The sequence below is a fragment of the Rhizobium sp. P43 genome (assembly GCF_056730705.1).
The window spans coordinates 4,190,347-4,209,661 of the sequence record NZ_CM161539.1 but is presented as its reverse complement, the minus strand read 5'-3'; the positions used below and the strand labels follow the sequence as shown (position 1 = coordinate 4,209,661).

Sequence of the window (19,315 nt, the reverse complement as noted above, 5' to 3'; positions counted from 1 at the left end):
GACAGCGTAAAAACATTACGAATAAATCACCGTCAGGAGGACCCCATGCACGAACGCGAACGCCATCGCATTATTCTGAGCGCGATCCAGGAAAAACCTGTGATCACGGTGCAGGACATTGCCGAGCTGACCGAGGCTTCAGAAGCCACGATCCGCAGGGATATCGCGTCTCTTCACGTGCAGGGAAAGCTGAGGCGCGTCCGCGGTGGCGCAGAAGCCGTGCACCCGCCGCAGCTCGGCAATCTCGCCGCCCGCCCCTTCCGCGTCTCCGAATCGATCAATATCGATAAGAAACGCGCAATTGCGCGCGCAGCGGTCGATCTCTGCGAAGAGGGTGATTCGATCATCATCAATGGTGGCACCACCACCTTCCAGATGGTGCATTTCATGTCGGCCCGCCGCCTGCAGGTGATGACCAATTCCTTCGCCATTGCCGAGCACCTGGTGAAGCATTCGAAATGCACGGTTTCGGTTCCAGGCGGCGCGATCTATCGCGACCAGAGCCTGATCCTGTCGCCTTTCGACAATGACGCGATCCGCAATTTCTATGCCCGCCGCATCTTCATCGGCGCGCAGGGCATCAATGCACTCGGTGTGATGGAATCAGATGCTCTCGTCATCCAGAGCGAACAGAAGCTGGTGCGCCAGGCCGAAGAGCTGATTGTCATGGTGGACTCCAGCAAGTTCGCCAAGCGCTCCAGCCTGATCCTGTGTGCGCTCGACAAGGTGTCGACGATCATCACCGATGACGGAATTTCCGACGAGGCGGCCAATATGGTCACCGACGCCGGCGTAAGGCTCATGACCGTGAAGCCGATGGCTTCATCGGCAAGGGAGGATACCTCGTCGGTCGCCTAGAGGAGGCGCCGGGAGGGAGAGTAAAGCAGTTCATCAACCTGGGAGGATAATATGAAACTGACAAAGATGTTGCTGGCCGGTGCAGCGATTGCACTTGCCACCATGGGCTCGGCCGCACAGGCCGCCGACATGAAGATCGCGCTCGTGGTCAAGTCGCTCGGCATCGGCTTCTTTGAAGCTGCTAACAAGGGCGCACAGGAAGCAGCCAAGGAACTGGGAGGCGTCGAAGTCATCTATACCGGCCCGACCTCGACCACGGCCGAAGGCCAGATCGAAGTCATCAACTCGCTGATCGCTCAGGGCGTCGACGCCATCGCGATCTCGGCGAACGATCCGGACGCAGTTGTCCCGGCCCTCAAGAAGGCCATGGACCGCGGCATCAAGGTCATCTCCTGGGATTCCGGTGTAGCGCCTGAAGGCCGCATCATGCACCTCAACCCGTCGTCGAACGCGCTGATTGGCAAGATGTGCCTGCAGCTCGCCGCCAACCACCTGCCGGATGGCAAGGGTGACTTCGCGATCCTGTCCGCCACCACCACCTCGACCAACCAGAACATCTGGATCGAGGAAATGAAGGCGCAGCTCAAGGACTTCCCCGGCCTGAACCTCGTGACCACCGTTTATGGTGACGACCTGGCCGACAAGAGCTACCGCGAAGCGAACGGCCTCCTGACCTCGCAGCCGAACGTCAAGGTCATCGTTGCTCCGACAACCGTTGGCGTTCTCGCAGCGTCCCAGGCCGTCAAGGATGCCGGCAAGATCGGCGACGTCTACGTGACCGGCCTCGGTCTGCCCTCGGAAATGGCTGGCGCGATCAAGTCCGGCGCGACGAAGGAATTCGCCATCTGGAACCCGATCGACCTCGGCTACTCCGCAACCCAGATCGCCTATCGCCTCGTCAAGGGCGAGACCGATGCGGCTCCCGGCTCGGAAATCGAAGCCGGCCGCATGGGCAAGATCAAGGTTGGCGACAACGGCGAAGCCGCAATGGCCGATCCCTTTGTCTACAATGCCTCGAACATCGAGGAATTCTCCAAGATCTTCTGATCTCGGCGGACCAGACCCGGCGGCCACAGCCGCCGGGATTCTCTTTCATTCGGTAAGCAAATGATGACCGTTCAATCTGCCAAGCTCGCGGCGGGCGCGATCCCGGCTGGCGAGCCAATTCTCGAAATGCGGGGCATTTCCCAGATCTTCCCGGGCGTCAAAGCCCTCGATCGGGTCGATATCGCCCTCTATCCGGGCAAGGTGACCGCGCTGATCGGCGAGAACGGCGCCGGCAAGTCGACGCTCGTCAAGATCCTGACGGGCATCTATCGCCCGAACGAAGGCGAGATCCTGATCGACGGCAAGCCGACCACCTTTGCCAACGCCCAGGAAGCCATCGACGCCGGCGTCACCGCCATCCATCAGGAGACGGTGCTGTTCGACGAACTGACCGTCGGCGAAAACATCTTCCTCGGCCACGCGCCGCGTACCCGCTTCGGCCTGATCGACTGGCGCACCATCAACGAGCGGTCCCGGCAGCTGATGAAGGCGCTGGAAAGCGACATCGATCCGACCACCAAGCTCAAGGACTTCTCGATCGCCCAGCGCCATCTCGTCGCGATCGCCCGCGCACTCTCCGTCGATGCCCGTATCGTCATCATGGACGAACCGACGGCCGCCTTGTCGCGCAAGGAGATCGACGATCTCTTCCGCATTGTCGAGGGCCTGAAGCGCCAGGGCAAGGCGATCCTCTTCATCAGCCACAAGTTCGACGAACTCTACGAGATCGCCGACAACTATGCCGTCTTCCGCGATGGCCGCATGGTCGGCTCCGGCGTTCTCAAGGACACGCCCCAGGACGAGATCGTGCGCATGATGGTCGGTCGCGACGTCCACGACGTCTTCCCGAAGATCGAGGCCGTGATCGGCGCGCCGGTCCTCAGTGTCGTCGGCTACAGCCACGAAACCGAATTCCGCGATATCAGCTTCACCCTGCGCAAGGGCGAGATCCTCGGCGTCTACGGCCTGATCGGTGCCGGCCGCTCGGAACTTTGCCAGTCGATCTTCGGCATTAACAGACCGAAATCGGGCAGGCTGGAACTCGAAGGCCGCGAAATCACCATCCGGAACACCTCCGATGCGATCACAGCCGGCATTGTCTATGTGCCCGAGGAGCGCGGCCGCCATGGTCTGGCGCTGGAACTGCCGATCTACCAGAACATGTCGCTGCCCTCGCTGATCCGGACTTCGGTTGCAGGCTTCCTGAAGGCGACAAATGAATTGAAGCTTGCGCGCCGCTTTGCCGAACGGCTCGATCTGCGCGCGGCTGCCCTCTCCGTGCCGGTAGGAACGCTCTCGGGCGGCAACCAGCAGAAGGTCGTGATCGGCAAGTGGCTCGCCACCTCGCCCAAGGTCATCATTCTCGACGAACCGACCAAGGGCATCGACATCGGCTCCAAGGCAGCCGTCCATGCCTTCATCTCGGAACTCGCAAGTGAAGGCCTTTCGATCATCATGATCTCGTCCGAACTGCCGGAAATCCTCGGCATGTCGGATCGCGTCATGGTGATGCGCGAGGGCCTGCAGGCCGGCATTTTCGAGCGCGAAGGCCTGACCGCAGAGACGCTAGTGCGCGCCGCCACCGGCAATGCGTGAGGAATGACAATGCAGAACCTTTTGAAAAACCGGGAAATGCTGCTGGGTCTGATCATTATCGGCATGATCCTCGGCTTCACCACCCGCGCGCCCAATTTCGCCAACCCGGAAAATCTGGTCACGATCTTCAACGACACCTCGATCCTGATCATCCTGGCACTCGGCCAGATGGTCGTAATCCTGACCAAGTCGATCGACCTCTCGGTCGCCGCCAATCTCGCCTTTACCGGCATGGCCGTCGCCATGCTCGACAGCGCCTATCCGGGTCTGCCGCTGGCACTCCTCGTGCTCATTGCAATCGGCATTGGTGCAGCGCTGGGCGCCATCAACGGCTTCCTCGTCTGGGCCCTGCAGATCCCGCCGATCGTCGTCACACTCGGCACGCTGACCATCTATCGCGGCATGAGCTTCGTGCTCTCGGGCGGCGCCTGGGTCAATGCACACCAGATGCAGCCGGACTTTCTCGGCGTGCCGCGCCTGCCGGTGCTGGGCTTGCCAATCCTCTCCTGGGTCGCGATCGCGGTCATCCTGCTCATTGGCTTCATTCTTGCCCGCACCGCCTTCGGTCGCTCGACCTATGCCGCAGGCGGCAACCCGGTCGCGGCCATCTATGCCGGGATTGATGTCGGTCGCGCTCGCTTCCTGGCCTTCGTGCTCTCGGGCGCGCTGGCCGGCCTCTCCGGTTACCTCTGGGTTTCGCGTTATGCGGTCGCCTATGTCGATATCGCCGCCGGCTTCGAGCTCGACAGTGTCGCGGCCTGCGTCATCGGCGGCATCTCGATTGCAGGTGGCATCGGCACCGTGATCGGCACGGTCTTGGGCGCCCTCTTCCTCGGGGTCATCAAGAATGCGCTCCCCGTCATCGGCATTTCGCCCTTCGCCCAGATGGCGATCTCGGGCATCGTCATCGTGCTCGCCGTCGTCTTCAACGCCCGCGCCGAGGCCAAGAAGGGACGTATCATCTTGCGTGACCGCGCAGCCGGAAAGGAGGTGACCGCATGAGCACTGCAACCGAACAGACGAAACGCGTCATTCCCGACCGGCTCGAAACACCCTTCCGCCGACTGCTGGGCAGCTGGGAAGTTCTGCTCTTCTGCGTGGCGGTGCTGATCTTCATCGCCAATTCGTTTGCCTCGCCCTACTTCCTCAATGCCTGGAACCTGTCGGACGCCACCTTTAATTTCACCGAAAAGGCGCTGATCGCCTTTGCCATGGCGCTACTGATCATCGCCGGAGAGATCGACCTCTCGGTCGCCGCGATCATCGCGCTCGCCTCGACCGCCATGGGTTACGCCGCACAGCTCGGCGTCGGAGCACCCGGTCTGGTCGCGATCGGGATCACCACCGGCCTTGCCTGCGGTGCCTTCAACGGCCTGCTCGTTGCTGGCCTGAAGCTCCCCTCGATCGTCGTGACCATCGGCACGATGAGCCTTTTCCGCGGCATCTCCTATCTGGTTCTGGGCGACCAGGCCTTCGGCAAATATCCGCCGGAATTTGCCTTCTTCGGCCAGGGTTACGTCTTCTGGGTCATCTCCTTCGAATTCGTGCTCTTCCTGGTCATGGCACTGCTCTTCGCCATTCTGCTGCACCGCACCAATTTCGGCCGCCATGTCTATGTCATCGGCAACAATCCGCACGCCGCACGTTTCTCCGGCATTCCGGTCGAGCGCGTAAAATTCATCCTCTTCCTGCTGACCGGCCTGATGAGCGGCATCGCCGCAGTCTGCCTCACCTCGCGTCTCGGCTCCACCCGCCCCTCTATCGCTCAAGGGTGGGAGCTTGAAGTCGTCACCATGGTCGTGCTCGGCGGCGTCTCCATCCTCGGCGGATCCGGCACCATCGTCGGCGTCGTCATCGCCGCCTTTGTCATGGGCCTCGTCACCTTCGGTCTTGGCCTTCTCAACGTGCCGGGCATCGTCATGTCGATCTTCATCGGCCTGCTCTTGATCATCACGATTGCCCTGCCGATTGTCGCCCGCCGGATCAAGCATGCGAGGAATTCGCAATGAGCGAGACCGAACGCCACGTCTTCAAGATGAAGCTCAATCCCGGCATGGAGGCCGAATACAGGAAGCGCCATGACGAGATCTGGCCTGATCTCGTCGACCTGCTGCATGATGCCGGCATCAGCGACTACACGATCCATCTCGATCCCGAGACGAACCTTTTGATCGGCGTTCTCACGCGCACGAAGACGCACAAGATGGCCGACCTTCCGTCCCATCCGGTGATGAAGCGATGGTGGGCACATATGGCCGACATCATGGCAACCAATCCCGACAACTCACCTTGGGCCGTCGATCTGAAACCCGTCTTTCACATGCCATGAGCCAGTCCTTCGAACGCATCGCCGTCATCGACATCGGCAAAACCAATGCCAAGGTGGTGCTGGTCGACGCCGCAACAGGGCAGGAGATTGCCGTACACAAGACGGCAAACGCGGTGCTGTCAGGCCCACCCTATCCGCATTTCGATACGGAGCGGCTCTGGGCCTTTATCCTACAGTCATTGTCGGGCTTTGCGCGGGAACCAGGGTTCGATGCGCTCTCCATCACCACCCATGGAGCAAGCGCTGCCCTGCTTGATGCAACGGGAGCGCTCGCACTGCCGGTGCTCGATTATGAACATCTCTACGCCGACGAGATAAACAGCGCCTATGACGCTTTACGGCCGGACTTCAGCGAGACCTATTCGCCCCGGCTGACAGGCGGCCTCAATCTCGGTGCGCAGCTGCACTACCAGCGGAACTGCTTTCCGGAAGACTTCGCCCGGGTATCGACCATCGTCACCTATCCGCAGTATTGGGCACTGCGCCTGACGGGCGTGGCCGCCAACGAAAAGACATCGCTTGGCTGCCATACAGACCTCTGGCTTCCCTTTGATGGCCGGTTTTCGCCGCTCGTCGACAGGCTCGGCCTTACGGACAAGATGGCGCCGATCCACTCGGCCTTCGACGTTCTCGGCGAGATCCGCACAGACCTCGCCCGCCAGATCGGACTGTCGAAACCGGTTCCCGTCTATTGCGGCATTCACGATTCGAACGCTTCTCTCCTGCCGCATCTGGTCGATCGCACGGAGCCCTGCACCGTCGTGTCCACCGGCACCTGGGTCATCTGCTTCGCACCCGGCGGGCAGCCCTCAGCGCTTGATCCCGCGCGCGATACGCTCGTCAATGTCGATGCCTTCGGCACGCCCGTCCCTTCAGCCCGCTACATGGGTGGGCGTGAGTGGGAAATGACGACGAAGGATCTGCCGGCCACGAGCCATGCCGTTGAATGGGCGGAGCTCGAAACCGTCATCGGGAAGAAGACCATGCTCCTGCCGAGCACGGTCGCCGGCACCGGCCCCTTTCCTGCAGCCAAGGCACGGTGGACGGAGATACCGGAGACCGCCGCCGCATGGCGGGCGGCCGCCAGCCTATACCAGGCCATGATGACCGCGACATGCCTCGAGATGATCGACGCTCAGGGCGAGATTGTTGTCGAAGGCCCATTTGCGAGCAACATGATCTATCTGGCCGGCCTGGCCAGCCTGACGAAACGGAGCGTCTTCGCCTCCGGTTCTCAGACCGGCACGGCCATGGGCGCCGCCATTCTTGCCGGCGCGCGGCCAAAACAGTCGCTGCGACCCGTCGAGCAGTCTATCCCGGGCCTCGACGACTACGCGACCGCCTGGCGACACCTTGTGACGCTGCACCAGCCCTGAGCGGCCGCCACAGGCGTCGTTCCGGCAAGCAGATTACCGTCACCACCCAGGCATAAGAACCCACCTCATGAATCCGCCGCCGCGCCGTGCCGCGCCGCGCCGTGCCGTGCCGTGCCGTGCCGTGCCGTGCCGAAAAAGGCTTACCGGCACCTCGCCGGGATCAAACCGGCAACCAGCCCGACACCATGAAACAATAAAGAAAGGGGCCACAAATGGCCCCTTCCAATGTCAGTGCGTGTCATGAAAGACAGGCATCAATCATGCGGCGTGATCGTGGTGTGCTTGTCTTCGAACAGCACCTTGATCGCGGTGTCGTGGTTCTGCAACTCAACCACATCCTTCCAGACGCCGGGCTCTGCCTGGACGCTGACGGTCGTGTTGCCGGCGCCGTCCAGGGTGGCCCGCAGAAGCGTGTCGACCGTGGCATCGGGCTGCTCGCCCAGCAGGCTGTCGAGCAGAGCCGTCACGTCAAGCACATCGCCTTCCGCCGTGCTGAAGTCGGTGATGACATCGGCCACGTCGAGCTCGTCAAGCGCCGTCTCGTCGAAGACGAAGGTGTCAGCACGATCCGTGCCGGTCATGACCACCTCGCCCATGCCACCATGCAGCGTCACGCCTTCGGGCTCAGAGCCGAAGATCGTGTCGAAGCCGACTTCGACGAAGTTGCCGGTGGTGCCGTCAGCGAAGGTGAATTCACCCTCGGCGAAGATCACCTGACCATCTTCCGAACCACCCGACTGGTCGGTCGTCAGCGAGAGGCTGGTGACACCGTTGTCGGTGAGGCTCGAGAGCTCGCCCTCATCGCTGATGCCGTCATTGTCGGCATCAAGCCAGATCTTCAGATCCTTGAAGGCCGCATCGCCCGCATCGATCTTGCCGTCGCCGTTCGAGTCGAGCGAAGCGAGAGCCGCCACGCCGCTGGCAAACTTGCCGCCGTTGAAATCCGGCGTGAAGATTTCCGAGCCATTGTCGATGACGCCGTTGCCGTCAACATCATAGGCCAGGATGCCATCGTCCTTGGTCCAGGCAATCTGGTCCTTGTTGCCATCGGCATTGATGTCGAACGAGACACCGTTGTCGATCGACGAGAAGGCGAAGCCGTTCTTGTCGAGGTCGAGGATGATCGGGTCGATTTCTGAAACAACGCCGTTCGAGGTGTAGATATCCGCTAGGGTCACACTAGTGAGCTGAACGAGACTTCCACCACTGCCATTGCCGGTCTGCTGATAGACATAGGTGTTGCCCATGCCAGTGAACGCAATGGTCGCTCCAGCGCTGCCTATATCTGTACTTGTCAGATACTGTACCACCGCAGCGAGTCCACCGGTCGTGGTTATCGACAGTAGATTTGAGCCACCATTCTGTCCGACGAAACGCGTGATCCCTGTACTAGATTCTACAAAATGACCAATTACAGGATCACCGGCAACTGTAAGGCTAGATGTTGTTCCAAAAACCCAAGCACCACTATTTGCCTGTCTGACATCAACTTCAAACTGAAGCTTGTCGGCTATTCCACCATTGCCCCAGTCAGTTATAATGTCAAATCCAGTCACAGTACCGTTCGCGCTTCCCGCTGATCCGGAGATCACTGGTATGGAGTCACCCACTTCGATTACAAAAGTATCGCGTCCCACACCACCGGTAAGCGTATCAGCGCCTGCCCCTCCTTCCAGCCTGTCTGCTCCGGCGCCGCCGATAAGGACATCATTGCCGCCGTTACCTTCGATGTCATCATTACCGGAACCGCCCGTGATGCTATCGCCACCCGAAGACCCTTCGATATCGAAGGCCTCTGTCTGGTTCGACAGGTTCAAAGTCACCGCAACAGCAAGCTCGATGTCTTCGATTTCGGTGATCTGAGCATTGCTCACGCTGGTAAAGTTCGACTGGATCACCAGAGTGTCGTCGTCATTACCGCCGTCTAGAACCAAATCATCCTGATCGCCGTAAAGGGTATCGTCGCTGCTGCCACCGTAGAGCGAGTCGCGGCCTGCACCGCCATACAAGCTGTCTTTAGACGACTGACCGAACAGCGTATCGTTGCCTTCGCCGCCATAAAGCGTGTCCTCGTTGCCATCACCATAGAGGATATCGTCTCCAGCAAGGATCGGCGCATTCTCGCCCACGGTGGACGGCAAGGTATTTTTTGCCCCGTCGCCGAGGATGACATTGAAGGTTTCGACATAAACACCGCCACTGCCATCCATGACCTGAACGATCAAAGTATAGGTACTATTCTTGGCGAGGCCCGATGCAGCCGTGACAACACCCGAACTGCTTACACTGAAACCGCTGCTGGATCCATTAAGCAGTGAGTAGACATAACCCCCAGTATTGTCCGGATCGGCAACAGACAGGTTGGCGATTGTGCCAGAGTTGATGCCACTCGCTCCGGTCTCCACGCCGTTCCAGATGATGTCGATCGGCGCCTGGTTCGTGGGTCCGGCAACGCTGATCGTCAACGAGCCCGTATCCTGAAGAGCGGCACCGCCGTTTCCACCATTGTCGCTCAGCGTGTAGCTCAGTGTGACGTTCCCACTGAAATTTGCAGCCGGATAGAAGACGACGCCGATCTGGTTGTTGACCGGATCAAAACCCTGGGCCTTCAGTAAGGCGTTGAGCACGTCATAGCCGTCGAGCCCCTTGGATGCGTCACCATTAGCGACAATGGTCAGGGTGGTGAATTCACCCATAGCGGCATTAGGGCCAGCTCCTGAGATGTTGATCGAGCCGTCAACTCCACCCCAGTTCGCGGCGAGGCTGCCGACACCTTGCGGAACCGTGAGTGTCAGGGTCACGGTCATGATCTTGGTTGCATCACCTTGATCTGGATCGCTGGCAGACCATTCCGGCAGGTCACGAAGATAGAGGGGGGCACCGGAAGCGCCGTCGATCGTCGTATCACCCACGCTGAGGACCGGCTTATCATTCACCGGCGTCACATTCACAAGCAGGTTCTGGCTAACAACCGCGGTGTCAACGCTTGTCGTTTCCGTCGAGGTCGCGCGGACCTGGAGCGTGAAATCGACATTGGAGTTCGACGGTGGCGTGATCTTGAGCTGCGACAGATCCCAGCCCGTGATGTTCGCTACCGTGTTGCCGCTCGTCGCCGTGAATGTCTGGCCGGAGCCTGCCGTCAGCACCGCACCAACAGGGATATCAAGGATCTCAAGCGTCAGAGCCTCAGAACCATCCGTATCGGTGAGACCAGCCGTCAGGTTCAGCGAAATCGGCGTGTCTTCGTCGCCGCTTGCCGCAGAGACTGACAGCGACGGAGCATCCGCAACAGCATCTACTGTGACGACGAGGTTCTGGTTAACAACCTCGGGGTTACCGACTGCCGCTTCCATCGAGGCCGCACGGACCTGGAGCGTGAAATCGACATCCGAGTTCGACGGCGGCGTGATCTTGAGCTGTGACAGATCCCAGCCCGTGATGTTCGCAACCGTGTTGCCACTCGTCGCCGTGAACGTCTGGCCGAAGCCTGCCGTCAGAACCGCACCAACCGGAATATCACGGATCAAAAGCGTCAGAGTCTCAGAACCATCCGTGTCGGTCAGAGCAGCCGCGAGGTTCAGTTCAATCGGCGTGTCTTCGTTGCCGCCTGCCGGAGAGACGAACAGCGACGGAGCATCTGCAACAGCAGCTACTGTGACGACGAAGCTCTTGCTAACTACCTCGGTGTCACCGCCTGTCGCTTCAGTCGAGGTCGCGCGGACCTGGAGCGTGAAATCGACATCCGAGTTCGACGGCGGCTTGATCTTGAGCTGCGACAGATCCCAGCCCGTGATGTTCGCAACGGTGTAGCCACTCGTCGCCGTGAATGTCTGGCCGGAGCCTGCCGTCAGAACCGCACCAACCGGGATATCACGGATCTCAAGCATCAGCGCCTCAGAACCATCCGTGTCGGTCAGAGCAGCCGCGAGGTTCAGTGCAATCGGCGTGTCTTCGTCGCCGCTTGCCGCAGAGACTGACAGCGACGGAGCATCTGCAACGGCCGTCACATTCACCGTGACAGTTGCGGTGCTTGTGCCGCCCTTGTTGTCAGAGATCGTGTAGGTGAACGTGTCCCGCCCGCTGAAGTTCAGAGCTGGTGTGTAGGTGATAACGCCGTTAACCAGCGAGACCACACCACCATTTGCGGAGGTTCCGGTCGTAGAGTTTCCGCCAACGCTGACAATTTCGAACGCATCGCCATCGACATCGCTGTCGTTCGCGAGGAGGTCGGCGGCCTGGATGGTCAGGGCCGTGTCTTCTGCGGTGGTGATGGCGCCACCGACGGTGATGCTGAAGTTGTCATAGGTGATGCCGTCGTCATTGTCCTCGGAGTAGAGGCCATAGCCGCCGAGCGCCGGACGCTCGGTGCTGGTCAGCACCTGCGTGGTGAAGTTTCCAGACACCTCGACGCGGATACCGCCTGGGCCGACCGACAGGACGAACTTCATCATGTCGTTACCGAGGTTGATGTTGTCGATCTTCGACAAAATCGTCACTTGACCGTTCACGACTTTTTCGAGGACGAGGTCGCGGTAGTCCTGGTCGTTCCGGGAGTTATGGTCGTAGCTCTTCCAATAGGCCCGGTAGTAGTTCTGGTTGTCGACGAAGCCGAAGACGAGACCGACAGCCTCGTTGCGAGGTTCGACGCGCGCGTTGTTGTTCTGTGGATCAGCGTCCACTTCGATACGATAGACCGTGCTGGCAGCCGCGCCCGAAGGAAGGGCGTTTGTCGGCGCCTTCAGGAAGGCGTCGGCCTCGTTTTCCTTCTCGGTCACGACACCATTGGCAAAAGTCCAAACGCCTTCGTTGGTGTTGGGTCTGTTCCCAAGCTTGACGGCCGTCCAGCCGTTCACGTTGCCGGCATTGAAGTTATCGCTGAAGCGTCCGCCGCCAGCACCCAGGAAGCTGTCATCAACCGCCGTCGGATTGTCGTTGGTTCCGTTGATGGTGATGACTGCGGTCGCTGTGTCGGTCAGGGCCGGGTTCTGCGAGTCCGATACCGTGTAACCGATGGTGATCGTGGCGGATTCTGTCGTGCCGAGAGCCTTGTACGGATCTTCGCCGCTGTCGGTCCACATGTTAATGTCGCCATTGGCTTCCACCTTGAGGTAGGCGTCGCCATGGGAGCCGCTGATCTTGTAGACGCCGTTGACGGGCGTCGGGTCGAGGGTCAGGGCCAGTCCGGTATTCGTCCCGTTGTTGATCGTGACAGTGTTCACTGCGGCAACCAGAGTCTGGCGGGGCGAAGCATTCAGAAGCGGATCGTTATCAACATCGGTGTCGTTGCTGAGCACGTTGCCGACCCGATACTGGGAGCCGACCAAGGCACCCTCGATCTGAGCTTCGGTCACGTTAAACGCGTCGTCGTTGCCGACCGGAGTATCATTCACCGGCGTGACCGTGACGGTCACGGTCGCAGCATTGGAGACATCGCCATCGCCATCGCGCAGCTTGTATTCGAAGCTGGCGTCGCCGTTGAAGTTCGCAAGCGGCGTGAAGTTCCACTCGCCGTTCGGCTTGAAGACATAGGTGCCCTTGCCTGCAACGGCGAAGCTGTAGCCACCGCCATCTACAGCGGTGCCGGTGGTCAGTTCAACGAAGGAAGAACTGCCCGGCAACTTGACCTGGTCTACGACGGCGCCATCTGCGCCGACCGTATCGTTGCTGATGAGATTGCCCGTGGCCGGCAGAACCGCATCTTCCGCAATCGTCACGCTGTCGTTGCGCGCTGTGGCGCTGTCGTCGTTGACGGTAACCGTGAACGAACCGTTGACGATCTGACCATTGAAGATGTTGCTGTTGCTGGCCGCGTCGCCATCGGCATCGAAGGCGGCGAACTTGAAGGTCAGGTCCAGGTTGCCTTCGCGGTTGTCGCCGAAGGTGTGATCCAGCGGACCCTTCAGCTCGAAGCTGTAGGCGCCATTCGTGGCCGTCGGGTCGAGCGTGACCTTGAAGATCTCAGGGCCATTCGCGCCCTTCGTCGCCGTCAGCACATAACCGCCGTTCCACACGCCAGGCGTGCTCTGAAGGTAGGTGATGGTGTAGACCAGGGCTTCGCCACCGGACTTCAGCTCACCCAGACCGAGCTGGGCGGCCGTCACCGTACCAACATCAAGCGGTGTCGCGCTTTGCGGTGCCAAGACGTTCGCAAAGGCCACCGTGCGGCCAATCGGGTCATTTATGGTGCCGATGGCGCCATCCGTAAGCTGCTCAGACTTCAGATTGTTATCGGCACCCCATTCGATGCCGAGGGACTTGCCAGAGACGCGCGAGAAAGCGTCGATATCATCCGAAGCATTCTCCGTATTGGCGCCCTGAAGGCGCGTGCCTCCAGGACCGCTGCGGCCATCCTCATCAACAGCGCTGTTTTCAGCACCGGTCAGGCGCGCTGCATCGTCATTCACGACAACCGCAAACTTGCCGCCCAGCGTCACATCGCCATCGCTGTCGATGGCCTTGAAGTTGAACTCAAGCCGCAGATCGTCCTCCGCACGGGGCGTCGGATGATCAAGATTGCCGAGCAGGGTGAAGGTGTAGCTACCGCTGTTGTCGTCGTCGAGGGTGACCCGGAAGACCTGGTTCGCCGCAGGATTGCTGCCTACATAACCGTAGAGAGTCCCATCCTGACTGACCCAGACCTTGACCTGAGCGCCATCAGACGTCAGCGAGCCAAAAGACTGACCGTTGGTATAACCATCGAAGCTAACCGAACGGTTGTTTGTCCGGCCTTCATCGTTATTGTCAGCACCCCAATTGATGTTCAGATCACCATCCACACGGGTGAAGTTCATCCAAACATCACCCGGATATTCATGTTCGAGGCCGGTATTGCCAGACCAAGTCAGGAACTCTTCATCGACGGTCTTTGTCTCGGCCGTTCCAAACGAGGCCGTCTGATCTTCAATGGTGACATTGAAGCTGCTCGACGCGGTATCACCGTCGGAATCCTTGGCAACAAAGCCGAAGGTGAGCGTTTTTGCCAAGTTGTTCTGCGCGTCGTGATCGATATTTCTGATCAGTTCGAAGACATAGCTACCGCTGCCGTCATCATTCAGCGTAACCTTGAAGATATCCTCCTTGTCACGACCGCTTCCGGTCACAGCGGTCAGCTCGGTGCGAGCGCTGTTGAACTCGTAACGAATGTCGTTGCCATCTGAGGTCAACCCAAGCGGCGCGGTGAGGCCGGACACGAAAGCAACGCTGCGGTTTGCGCCCGGCGTGACGTCCTGATTGTCAGCGCCCCAACGGATTTTAAGATCTCCGACCTGATTTGCGGAATCCGCGCCATCAAGTGTGTCGAAACGATTGTTCGGGAGAGAGGACTCCTTCACAGACTCGGATTCAGGACGATCTGCTTCTGATGTGCCGATAAACGGCGCGTCATCGTCGATCGTGATCAGGATAGAACCCGTTGCCGTGTCACCATCAGCATCCTTGATGGTGAACCCGAAGTTGATGTCGATATCGTCCTCGGTATTGGCACCCGTCGTGGGGTTGTGGTCGAGAGCGCGGCTCAGGGTGAAGGTGAATGCACCCGTCTCCACGTTGGTAACCCGGAGCGTGAACACCTCAGGGGCGTTCGACCCAGAACCAGCCTTGGCGGTCAAGGTGTTGGATGTGTTGTCCCAGGTGTAGGTCAGCGGCGTGCCGAGCGACTTCAGCTCCGGCAGCGACATGAGGTCGAAGACGATGTCGTCAGCTTCACCCGACTTGCCATCCGTGCCGAAATTGTAGGCGAGGTTGCCGCTGACGGAGCGGTCGGTCTCATCAGCGTCGCCGGTGTAACGAAGACGAGCGCCATTACCAGTCGAGAGACCATCTTCGTCAACGGTCTTGCCGGTCTGGGTGAGCTCAACCGACGGACCATCATCGACGATCTTCAGATTGAGTGCAGATGCGGTCGTTGCAGACTTTACGTCACCATCGCGATCCGTCACCGTCACGGTAACATGGACACCTGCAATGCTCTCAAGGTCATTCGCGTTGACATTCGGATCATGTTTGATCGGCTGGTACTGCGCAATGCTGACCGTGCCGTTGTTGTCGATCGACAGGGCAAAGTAGACGGTGCCGCCGACCTTGCCGAGGACGAGACCACCCTGGCTGAAGAGCTGGATGCTCTGGCCTGCAAGGTTCTGAAGACCGGAATCCACGCCGGAAGACGCTTCGATGCCCGGGAAGGCTGAGCCATTCGCCTGCGTCAGAGCGAGCGTCTTGCTGCCGGCGCCGTCAGCGCCGTAGCTCGACGTATCCGTCGAGACCATGCCGGCCTGCTGGGCCCAGCCGATGACGGAGCCAAGCGCGCTGAAAGCGGAAGGAACAGTCTCAGACTTATCATCCGTCTGATCCTGGGCGTCGACCGTCTCGTCGTGGCGCAGCTCAACATTTTCGACCACAGCAATACCGGCAATCGGCGCGTCGTCGTCAACGGTGACCGTAAACCTGCCGACGGCAGTCTCATCGCCATCCGAATCGATGCCCCTGAAGCGGAACCTCAGATCGATGTTGTCCTCAGCATTGGCGCCAGCGTGATCAAGCACACCCAGGAGCTCAAACTTGTAGCTGCCAGCGTCGGACGGGTCGAGCGTAACCTTGAAGACGACACTCTCGCCCACGGATGCGGTCAGCACATAACCGCCGTTCCAGTGGCCCGCATCATTCCGCAGATAGTCAACCCGGTAGGAGAGCGGCTGAGTGCCAGACTTCAGAGAGGCGAAATCAGAGCCGAGAACCGTGCCCACATTTGCGATTACACCGACAGGAAGAGCGACGCCGCCTTCAACCGCAGCGAAGACAACCTGACGACCAATCGGGTCATCGACATTGCCGATCTCACCATTGGTCAACGCTTCTGACTTCAGGTCGGCGTCTTCGCCCCAGTTGATGTTCAGTGACACGTTCGGCGTGGAAGTGCTGGTCCCCACAGCGTCTGCGGCGGCACCTTCATTCCCGGTATAGCTGTCTTCAGCATTTCCGGAGCGATCTGAGACACCTTCTTCATCGACGACCGATGACAAAACGCCGTCACCGAGTTTCGGACCGCCGTCACGCACTTCGACCTCGAAAGAGCCGTTCAAGACATCGCCATCGCTATCGACCGCCTGGAACTTGAACTTGAGATCGATCTCTTTGCCGCGGCCTTCGCCAACATGGTCGAGATTGTCGAGAAGCGTGAAGGTGTAGGAACCAGAGTCCGTGTCGGAGAGCGAGACCGCGAATACAGCCGCGCCGCGAGCCATTTCCCCAGCATTAGCACTCAACTCACCGTCTTGGATCGTAACTGCACCGTCTCTGCCGAAGATAACCCGGCCTTCGCCATCGACGAGTTGACCCAAGCCGTTCACGCGATAGGCGACGAGCGCTGTTCCGTTCGCACCGTAGACGTAAGCCAGGCCAAGACCATTCGATGTCAGGTTTTCCGGTGCATTCTGCTCACGGAAAACGACATAACGGTCGCCCTTCCCCTCGGCTACACCGCCGTCCTCATCGCTGTTTGCATCATCAGCGCCCCAGGAGATTCGGAGATTTCCATCCTGAGAGCTGCGCCGTTCCCCAATCCATCTCTCGGCAACGGTTTCGTCTTCCGGGGACTTACGGAAAATCGGCGTATCGTCGTCCACGACAACGGTGAACGAGGAGGACTTGGCGTCCCCATCACCATCATACGCCGTGAAGTTGAAGTCCAGATAGAGATCATCCTCGCCCCGACCATGGTGATCGAGATTATCCAGCAGCGTAAACGTGTACGAACCGGAACGGGTGTCCGACAACGTCAGTTCGAAGACAGCCGCCGGGGCTGCCTGCATGCGAGAGACGCCTACGAGTTGCCCCAGTTCGACATCAACAGTTACGGTGGATTCCGATTCCCCAACGCGAACCAGATTTCCCTCAGCATCGACAAGCTGGTTCGCGGCGTTAACGCGATAAGCCGTCAGCGTAGTGCCGTTGTCGCCTTGGACATAGAGCAGACGATACCCATTGGAAGTCAGCGGCCGAACCATCTCGTCGGAACCACGCCCTTCGGCAACATTATCAGCGGAGAAAATGACGGCGCGATCACCCTTCTGCTCGGTAAAGCCACCGTTGCGAACAGAATTACCATCATCAGCCCCCCAGCGGATGTTCAGCCTGCCTGTTTCCGACGTCGCGCCACGCGAATCGTCTGAGTCACGAGGGCCTAGATTGCCGGCACCCGACTCGAGCCCCGGACGACCGTCTTCATCAACGGTCTCACGGTCCGGACCTCGAAGCTCCAGCTCATCATCGATCACCTTGACGCTGAACGTCGCAGGTGCCGTCGTATCGCCGTCGGAATCCGTTGCGGTGAACTGGAAGTCCAGCTGCAGGGCATCTTCTTCTGCGCCGTCGTGATCAAGCGTGCCGAAGAGCGTAAAGGTGTAAGAGCCCGAACCGTTGTCATCCAGGACGACTTCGAAGACACGGGCGCTGCCGATCGCTTCGCCGAATACAAAGTCACCCTCGTCGTTAACGTAGAAGGTTCCCTTCTCGGTAATGGCGATGCGATAGGCGGTCAGCGTCTTGCCGTCGTCGCTGTATTCGTAAACCACGGTGTAGCCGTTGGACGTCAGCTCAGTCACCACAGACCTTGCAGCGAGTTCGCCTTCACTGCCCTCGCCTTCCGAACCGCTCACCTGCGGAATAACGAAGGAAACGGTCCTGTTGCCAAGACCTGCCAGCGTGTCTACGTCGAGCTCGTCGTTGAAATCGAGATTGTCCGCACCCCAGGAAATGCCAAGGCCGCCGGTGGCAATATGCGTTGTATTGTCCTGGAAACCGGGTCTGTCAGAACGCGCTTCTGGCCCAGGCTCCTTGCCGAACTCGTCGCCATCGAGATCGCCGTCGGTGTCTTCGTTACCGCGCCCGTCAACCTCCCGCTGCTCTTCTTCGACAACCCCAACCACCGGCTGGAACTCGCCATTGACCACCGTCCCAGGAACAGAGATCGTCGCCCCGTCGTCGGCAATGTCGATATCGAAGAAGCCGGTCGCTTCCCGACCGGTCAAATCCGTGACGGTATAACTGAAGGCAAGCCGCAGAAGGTCGCTGGCATCCGTCTCATTCAGATCGGCGTGATCGAGCGGCTTGAAGAGCTGGAATTCGAACGCGCCAGAGGTCCGATTGATAATGGTCAGGCGGAACACAAGGTCCGGGCTACCGTTGTTATCAAGATCAGCGCCGTAAGCTTCGATCGCGATAAAGCGCGGTTCAAGGCTGTCAGCCTCAACCGTGTTGGTCACGATCGTCAGACCCTGGCCACCATATGTCAGCCCATAGGGCGTCGCGGTATCTCCGGGCTCAGCGACATTTCCAGCAAGGTTCGGTGCACCAAGCCCGATCAAGCTAACGCCGGTGATGGCCGCAAAGGCGGTCCCCTGCCTGAAGGTCAAGACGCTTCTGAAAACATCATCTGCCGTGCCTTCCGTGACCAGCACGGCTTCATCATAGCCGAACGAGCCAAGGTCCCCGGCAATCGGACCTATGTTTCCGCCGCCTGCCGAACTCGCCGTCTGCAGATTGTCCTGATCCGTGCCATCCAGCAGGCCTGCGAGTGCGAACTCCTCAAGGCCGTCACCGATCTCCTCGTCTTCGAAGTCACGGCTGTTGCTCGGCGTGGATTGGGCCGAGAAAGTTCCGTCAGGTCCGGCCGCAACGTTGATGTTCGAGCCTTCGAGTGCTGCAAAAAGGGCGACCTGCGGGAGGACGACGTCGCCGAGCACGAAGGTCGGGATATTGGCCGCGCCACCGATAACGACGATCTCCGTGCCATCCGCAAGAACGAGAATGAGGTTCTCGCCATCCACTTCGAATTCGAGGTTGTCGAGTTCGATGCCAGCCGGCAGCGTCACCACGTTGTCCGCATCCGGGGTCACTTCGCTCGGGATGGTAGCAGCAACCGTCTGGACCGGCGGCTGGGCCGGAACGCGATCGTTGCGGCCACTGTCGGGCGTCTCGGCCTGCGCAACTTCAATCCCCTCGACGGCCTCACCGGCGAAACCCAGATGCTGCTCGACGGCAGTGTCGAACTCGTCAGATGCAGAAGTGGTGTCGATGCTGGACAGACGCGGATCTTCGATGGACATGGTGACTA

8 protein-coding genes are annotated in these 19,315 nt (G+C 59.7%); 7 read left to right on the top strand and 1 reads right to left on the bottom strand.

Annotation, left to right across the window (positions count from 1 at the left end; all coding sequences use genetic code 11):
- The first annotated feature begins 45 nt into the window (after positions 1–45).
- Genes AC1PUL_RS20785 through AC1PUL_RS20755 form a run of 7 tightly spaced genes read left to right on the top strand, consistent with a single transcriptional unit; the run spans position 46 to position 7,206 of the window.
- Positions 46–858 (top strand): DeoR/GlpR family DNA-binding transcription regulator, encoded by an 813-nt coding sequence (locus tag AC1PUL_RS20785; RefSeq protein WP_480465880.1) that lies wholly within the window; start codon positions 46–48, stop codon positions 856–858.
- 51 nt (positions 859–909) lie between these two features.
- A complete protein-coding gene (gene rhaS, locus AC1PUL_RS20780; RefSeq protein ID WP_298464064.1) occupies positions 910–1,905 on the top strand; it encodes a rhamnose ABC transporter substrate-binding protein in 996 nt (331 codons plus the stop codon).
- Positions 1,906–1,965: 60 nt separating this feature from the next.
- The gene (locus AC1PUL_RS20775) at positions 1,966–3,501 is read left to right on the top strand and encodes a sugar ABC transporter ATP-binding protein (protein ID WP_298464068.1); all 1,536 of its coding nucleotides are present in this window, start codon (positions 1,966–1,968) and stop codon (positions 3,499–3,501) included.
- Between the two features lie 9 nt (positions 3,502–3,510).
- A complete protein-coding gene (locus AC1PUL_RS20770) occupies positions 3,511–4,503 on the top strand; it encodes an ABC transporter permease (protein WP_298464071.1) in 993 nt (330 codons plus the stop codon).
- The gene (locus tag AC1PUL_RS20765) at positions 4,500–5,510 is read left to right on the top strand and encodes an ABC transporter permease (RefSeq protein WP_480465879.1); all 1,011 of its coding nucleotides are present in this window, start codon (positions 4,500–4,502) and stop codon (positions 5,508–5,510) included. The genes AC1PUL_RS20770 and AC1PUL_RS20765 overlap by 4 nt, the downstream gene beginning before the upstream one ends.
- Positions 5,507–5,830 carry an L-rhamnose mutarotase gene (gene rhaM / locus AC1PUL_RS20760; RefSeq protein ID WP_298464076.1) on the top strand — a complete coding sequence of 108 codons (324 nt, stop codon included), beginning with the start codon at positions 5,507–5,509 and terminating at the stop codon, positions 5,828–5,830. Before AC1PUL_RS20765 ends, rhaM begins: the two co-directional genes overlap by 4 nt.
- Entirely contained in the window at positions 5,827–7,206 is a 1,380-nt protein-coding gene (locus AC1PUL_RS20755; RefSeq protein WP_480465878.1) for an FGGY-family carbohydrate kinase, read from the top strand. Before rhaM ends, AC1PUL_RS20755 begins: the two co-directional genes overlap by 4 nt.
- 254 nt (positions 7,207–7,460) lie before the next feature.
- Here AC1PUL_RS20755 and AC1PUL_RS20750 read toward each other — a convergent pair whose 3' ends face one another.
- Positions 7,461–19,307, bottom strand: coding sequence for a T1SS-143 repeat domain-containing protein (locus AC1PUL_RS20750; RefSeq protein ID WP_480465877.1), 11,847 nt, complete (start codon positions 19,305–19,307; stop codon positions 7,461–7,463).
- Between the last annotated feature and the right edge of the window lie 8 nt (positions 19,308–19,315).

What these genes read in the sequence shown, in the direction of transcription:
- AC1PUL_RS20770 (WP_298464071.1), top strand. Translation starts at nt 3,511, where the DNA reads ATGCAGAACCTTTTGAAAAACCGGGAAATGCTGCTGGGTCTGATCATT.
- AC1PUL_RS20765 (WP_480465879.1), top strand. Translation starts at nt 4,500, where the DNA reads ATGAGCACTGCAACCGAACAGACGAAACGCGTCATTCCCGACCGGCTC.
- AC1PUL_RS20775 (WP_298464068.1), top strand. Translation starts at nt 1,966, where the DNA reads ATGATGACCGTTCAATCTGCCAAGCTCGCGGCGGGCGCGATCCCGGCT.
- AC1PUL_RS20755 (WP_480465878.1), top strand. Translation starts at nt 5,827, where the DNA reads ATGAGCCAGTCCTTCGAACGCATCGCCGTCATCGACATCGGCAAAACC.
- AC1PUL_RS20750 (WP_480465877.1), bottom strand. Translation starts at nt 19,307, where the DNA reads ATGTCCATCGAAGATCCGCGTCTGTCCAGCATCGACACCACTTCTGCA.
- rhaS (WP_298464064.1), top strand. Translation starts at nt 910, where the DNA reads ATGAAACTGACAAAGATGTTGCTGGCCGGTGCAGCGATTGCACTTGCC.
- AC1PUL_RS20785 (WP_480465880.1), top strand. Translation starts at nt 46, where the DNA reads ATGCACGAACGCGAACGCCATCGCATTATTCTGAGCGCGATCCAGGAA.
- rhaM (WP_298464076.1), top strand. Translation starts at nt 5,507, where the DNA reads ATGAGCGAGACCGAACGCCACGTCTTCAAGATGAAGCTCAATCCCGGC.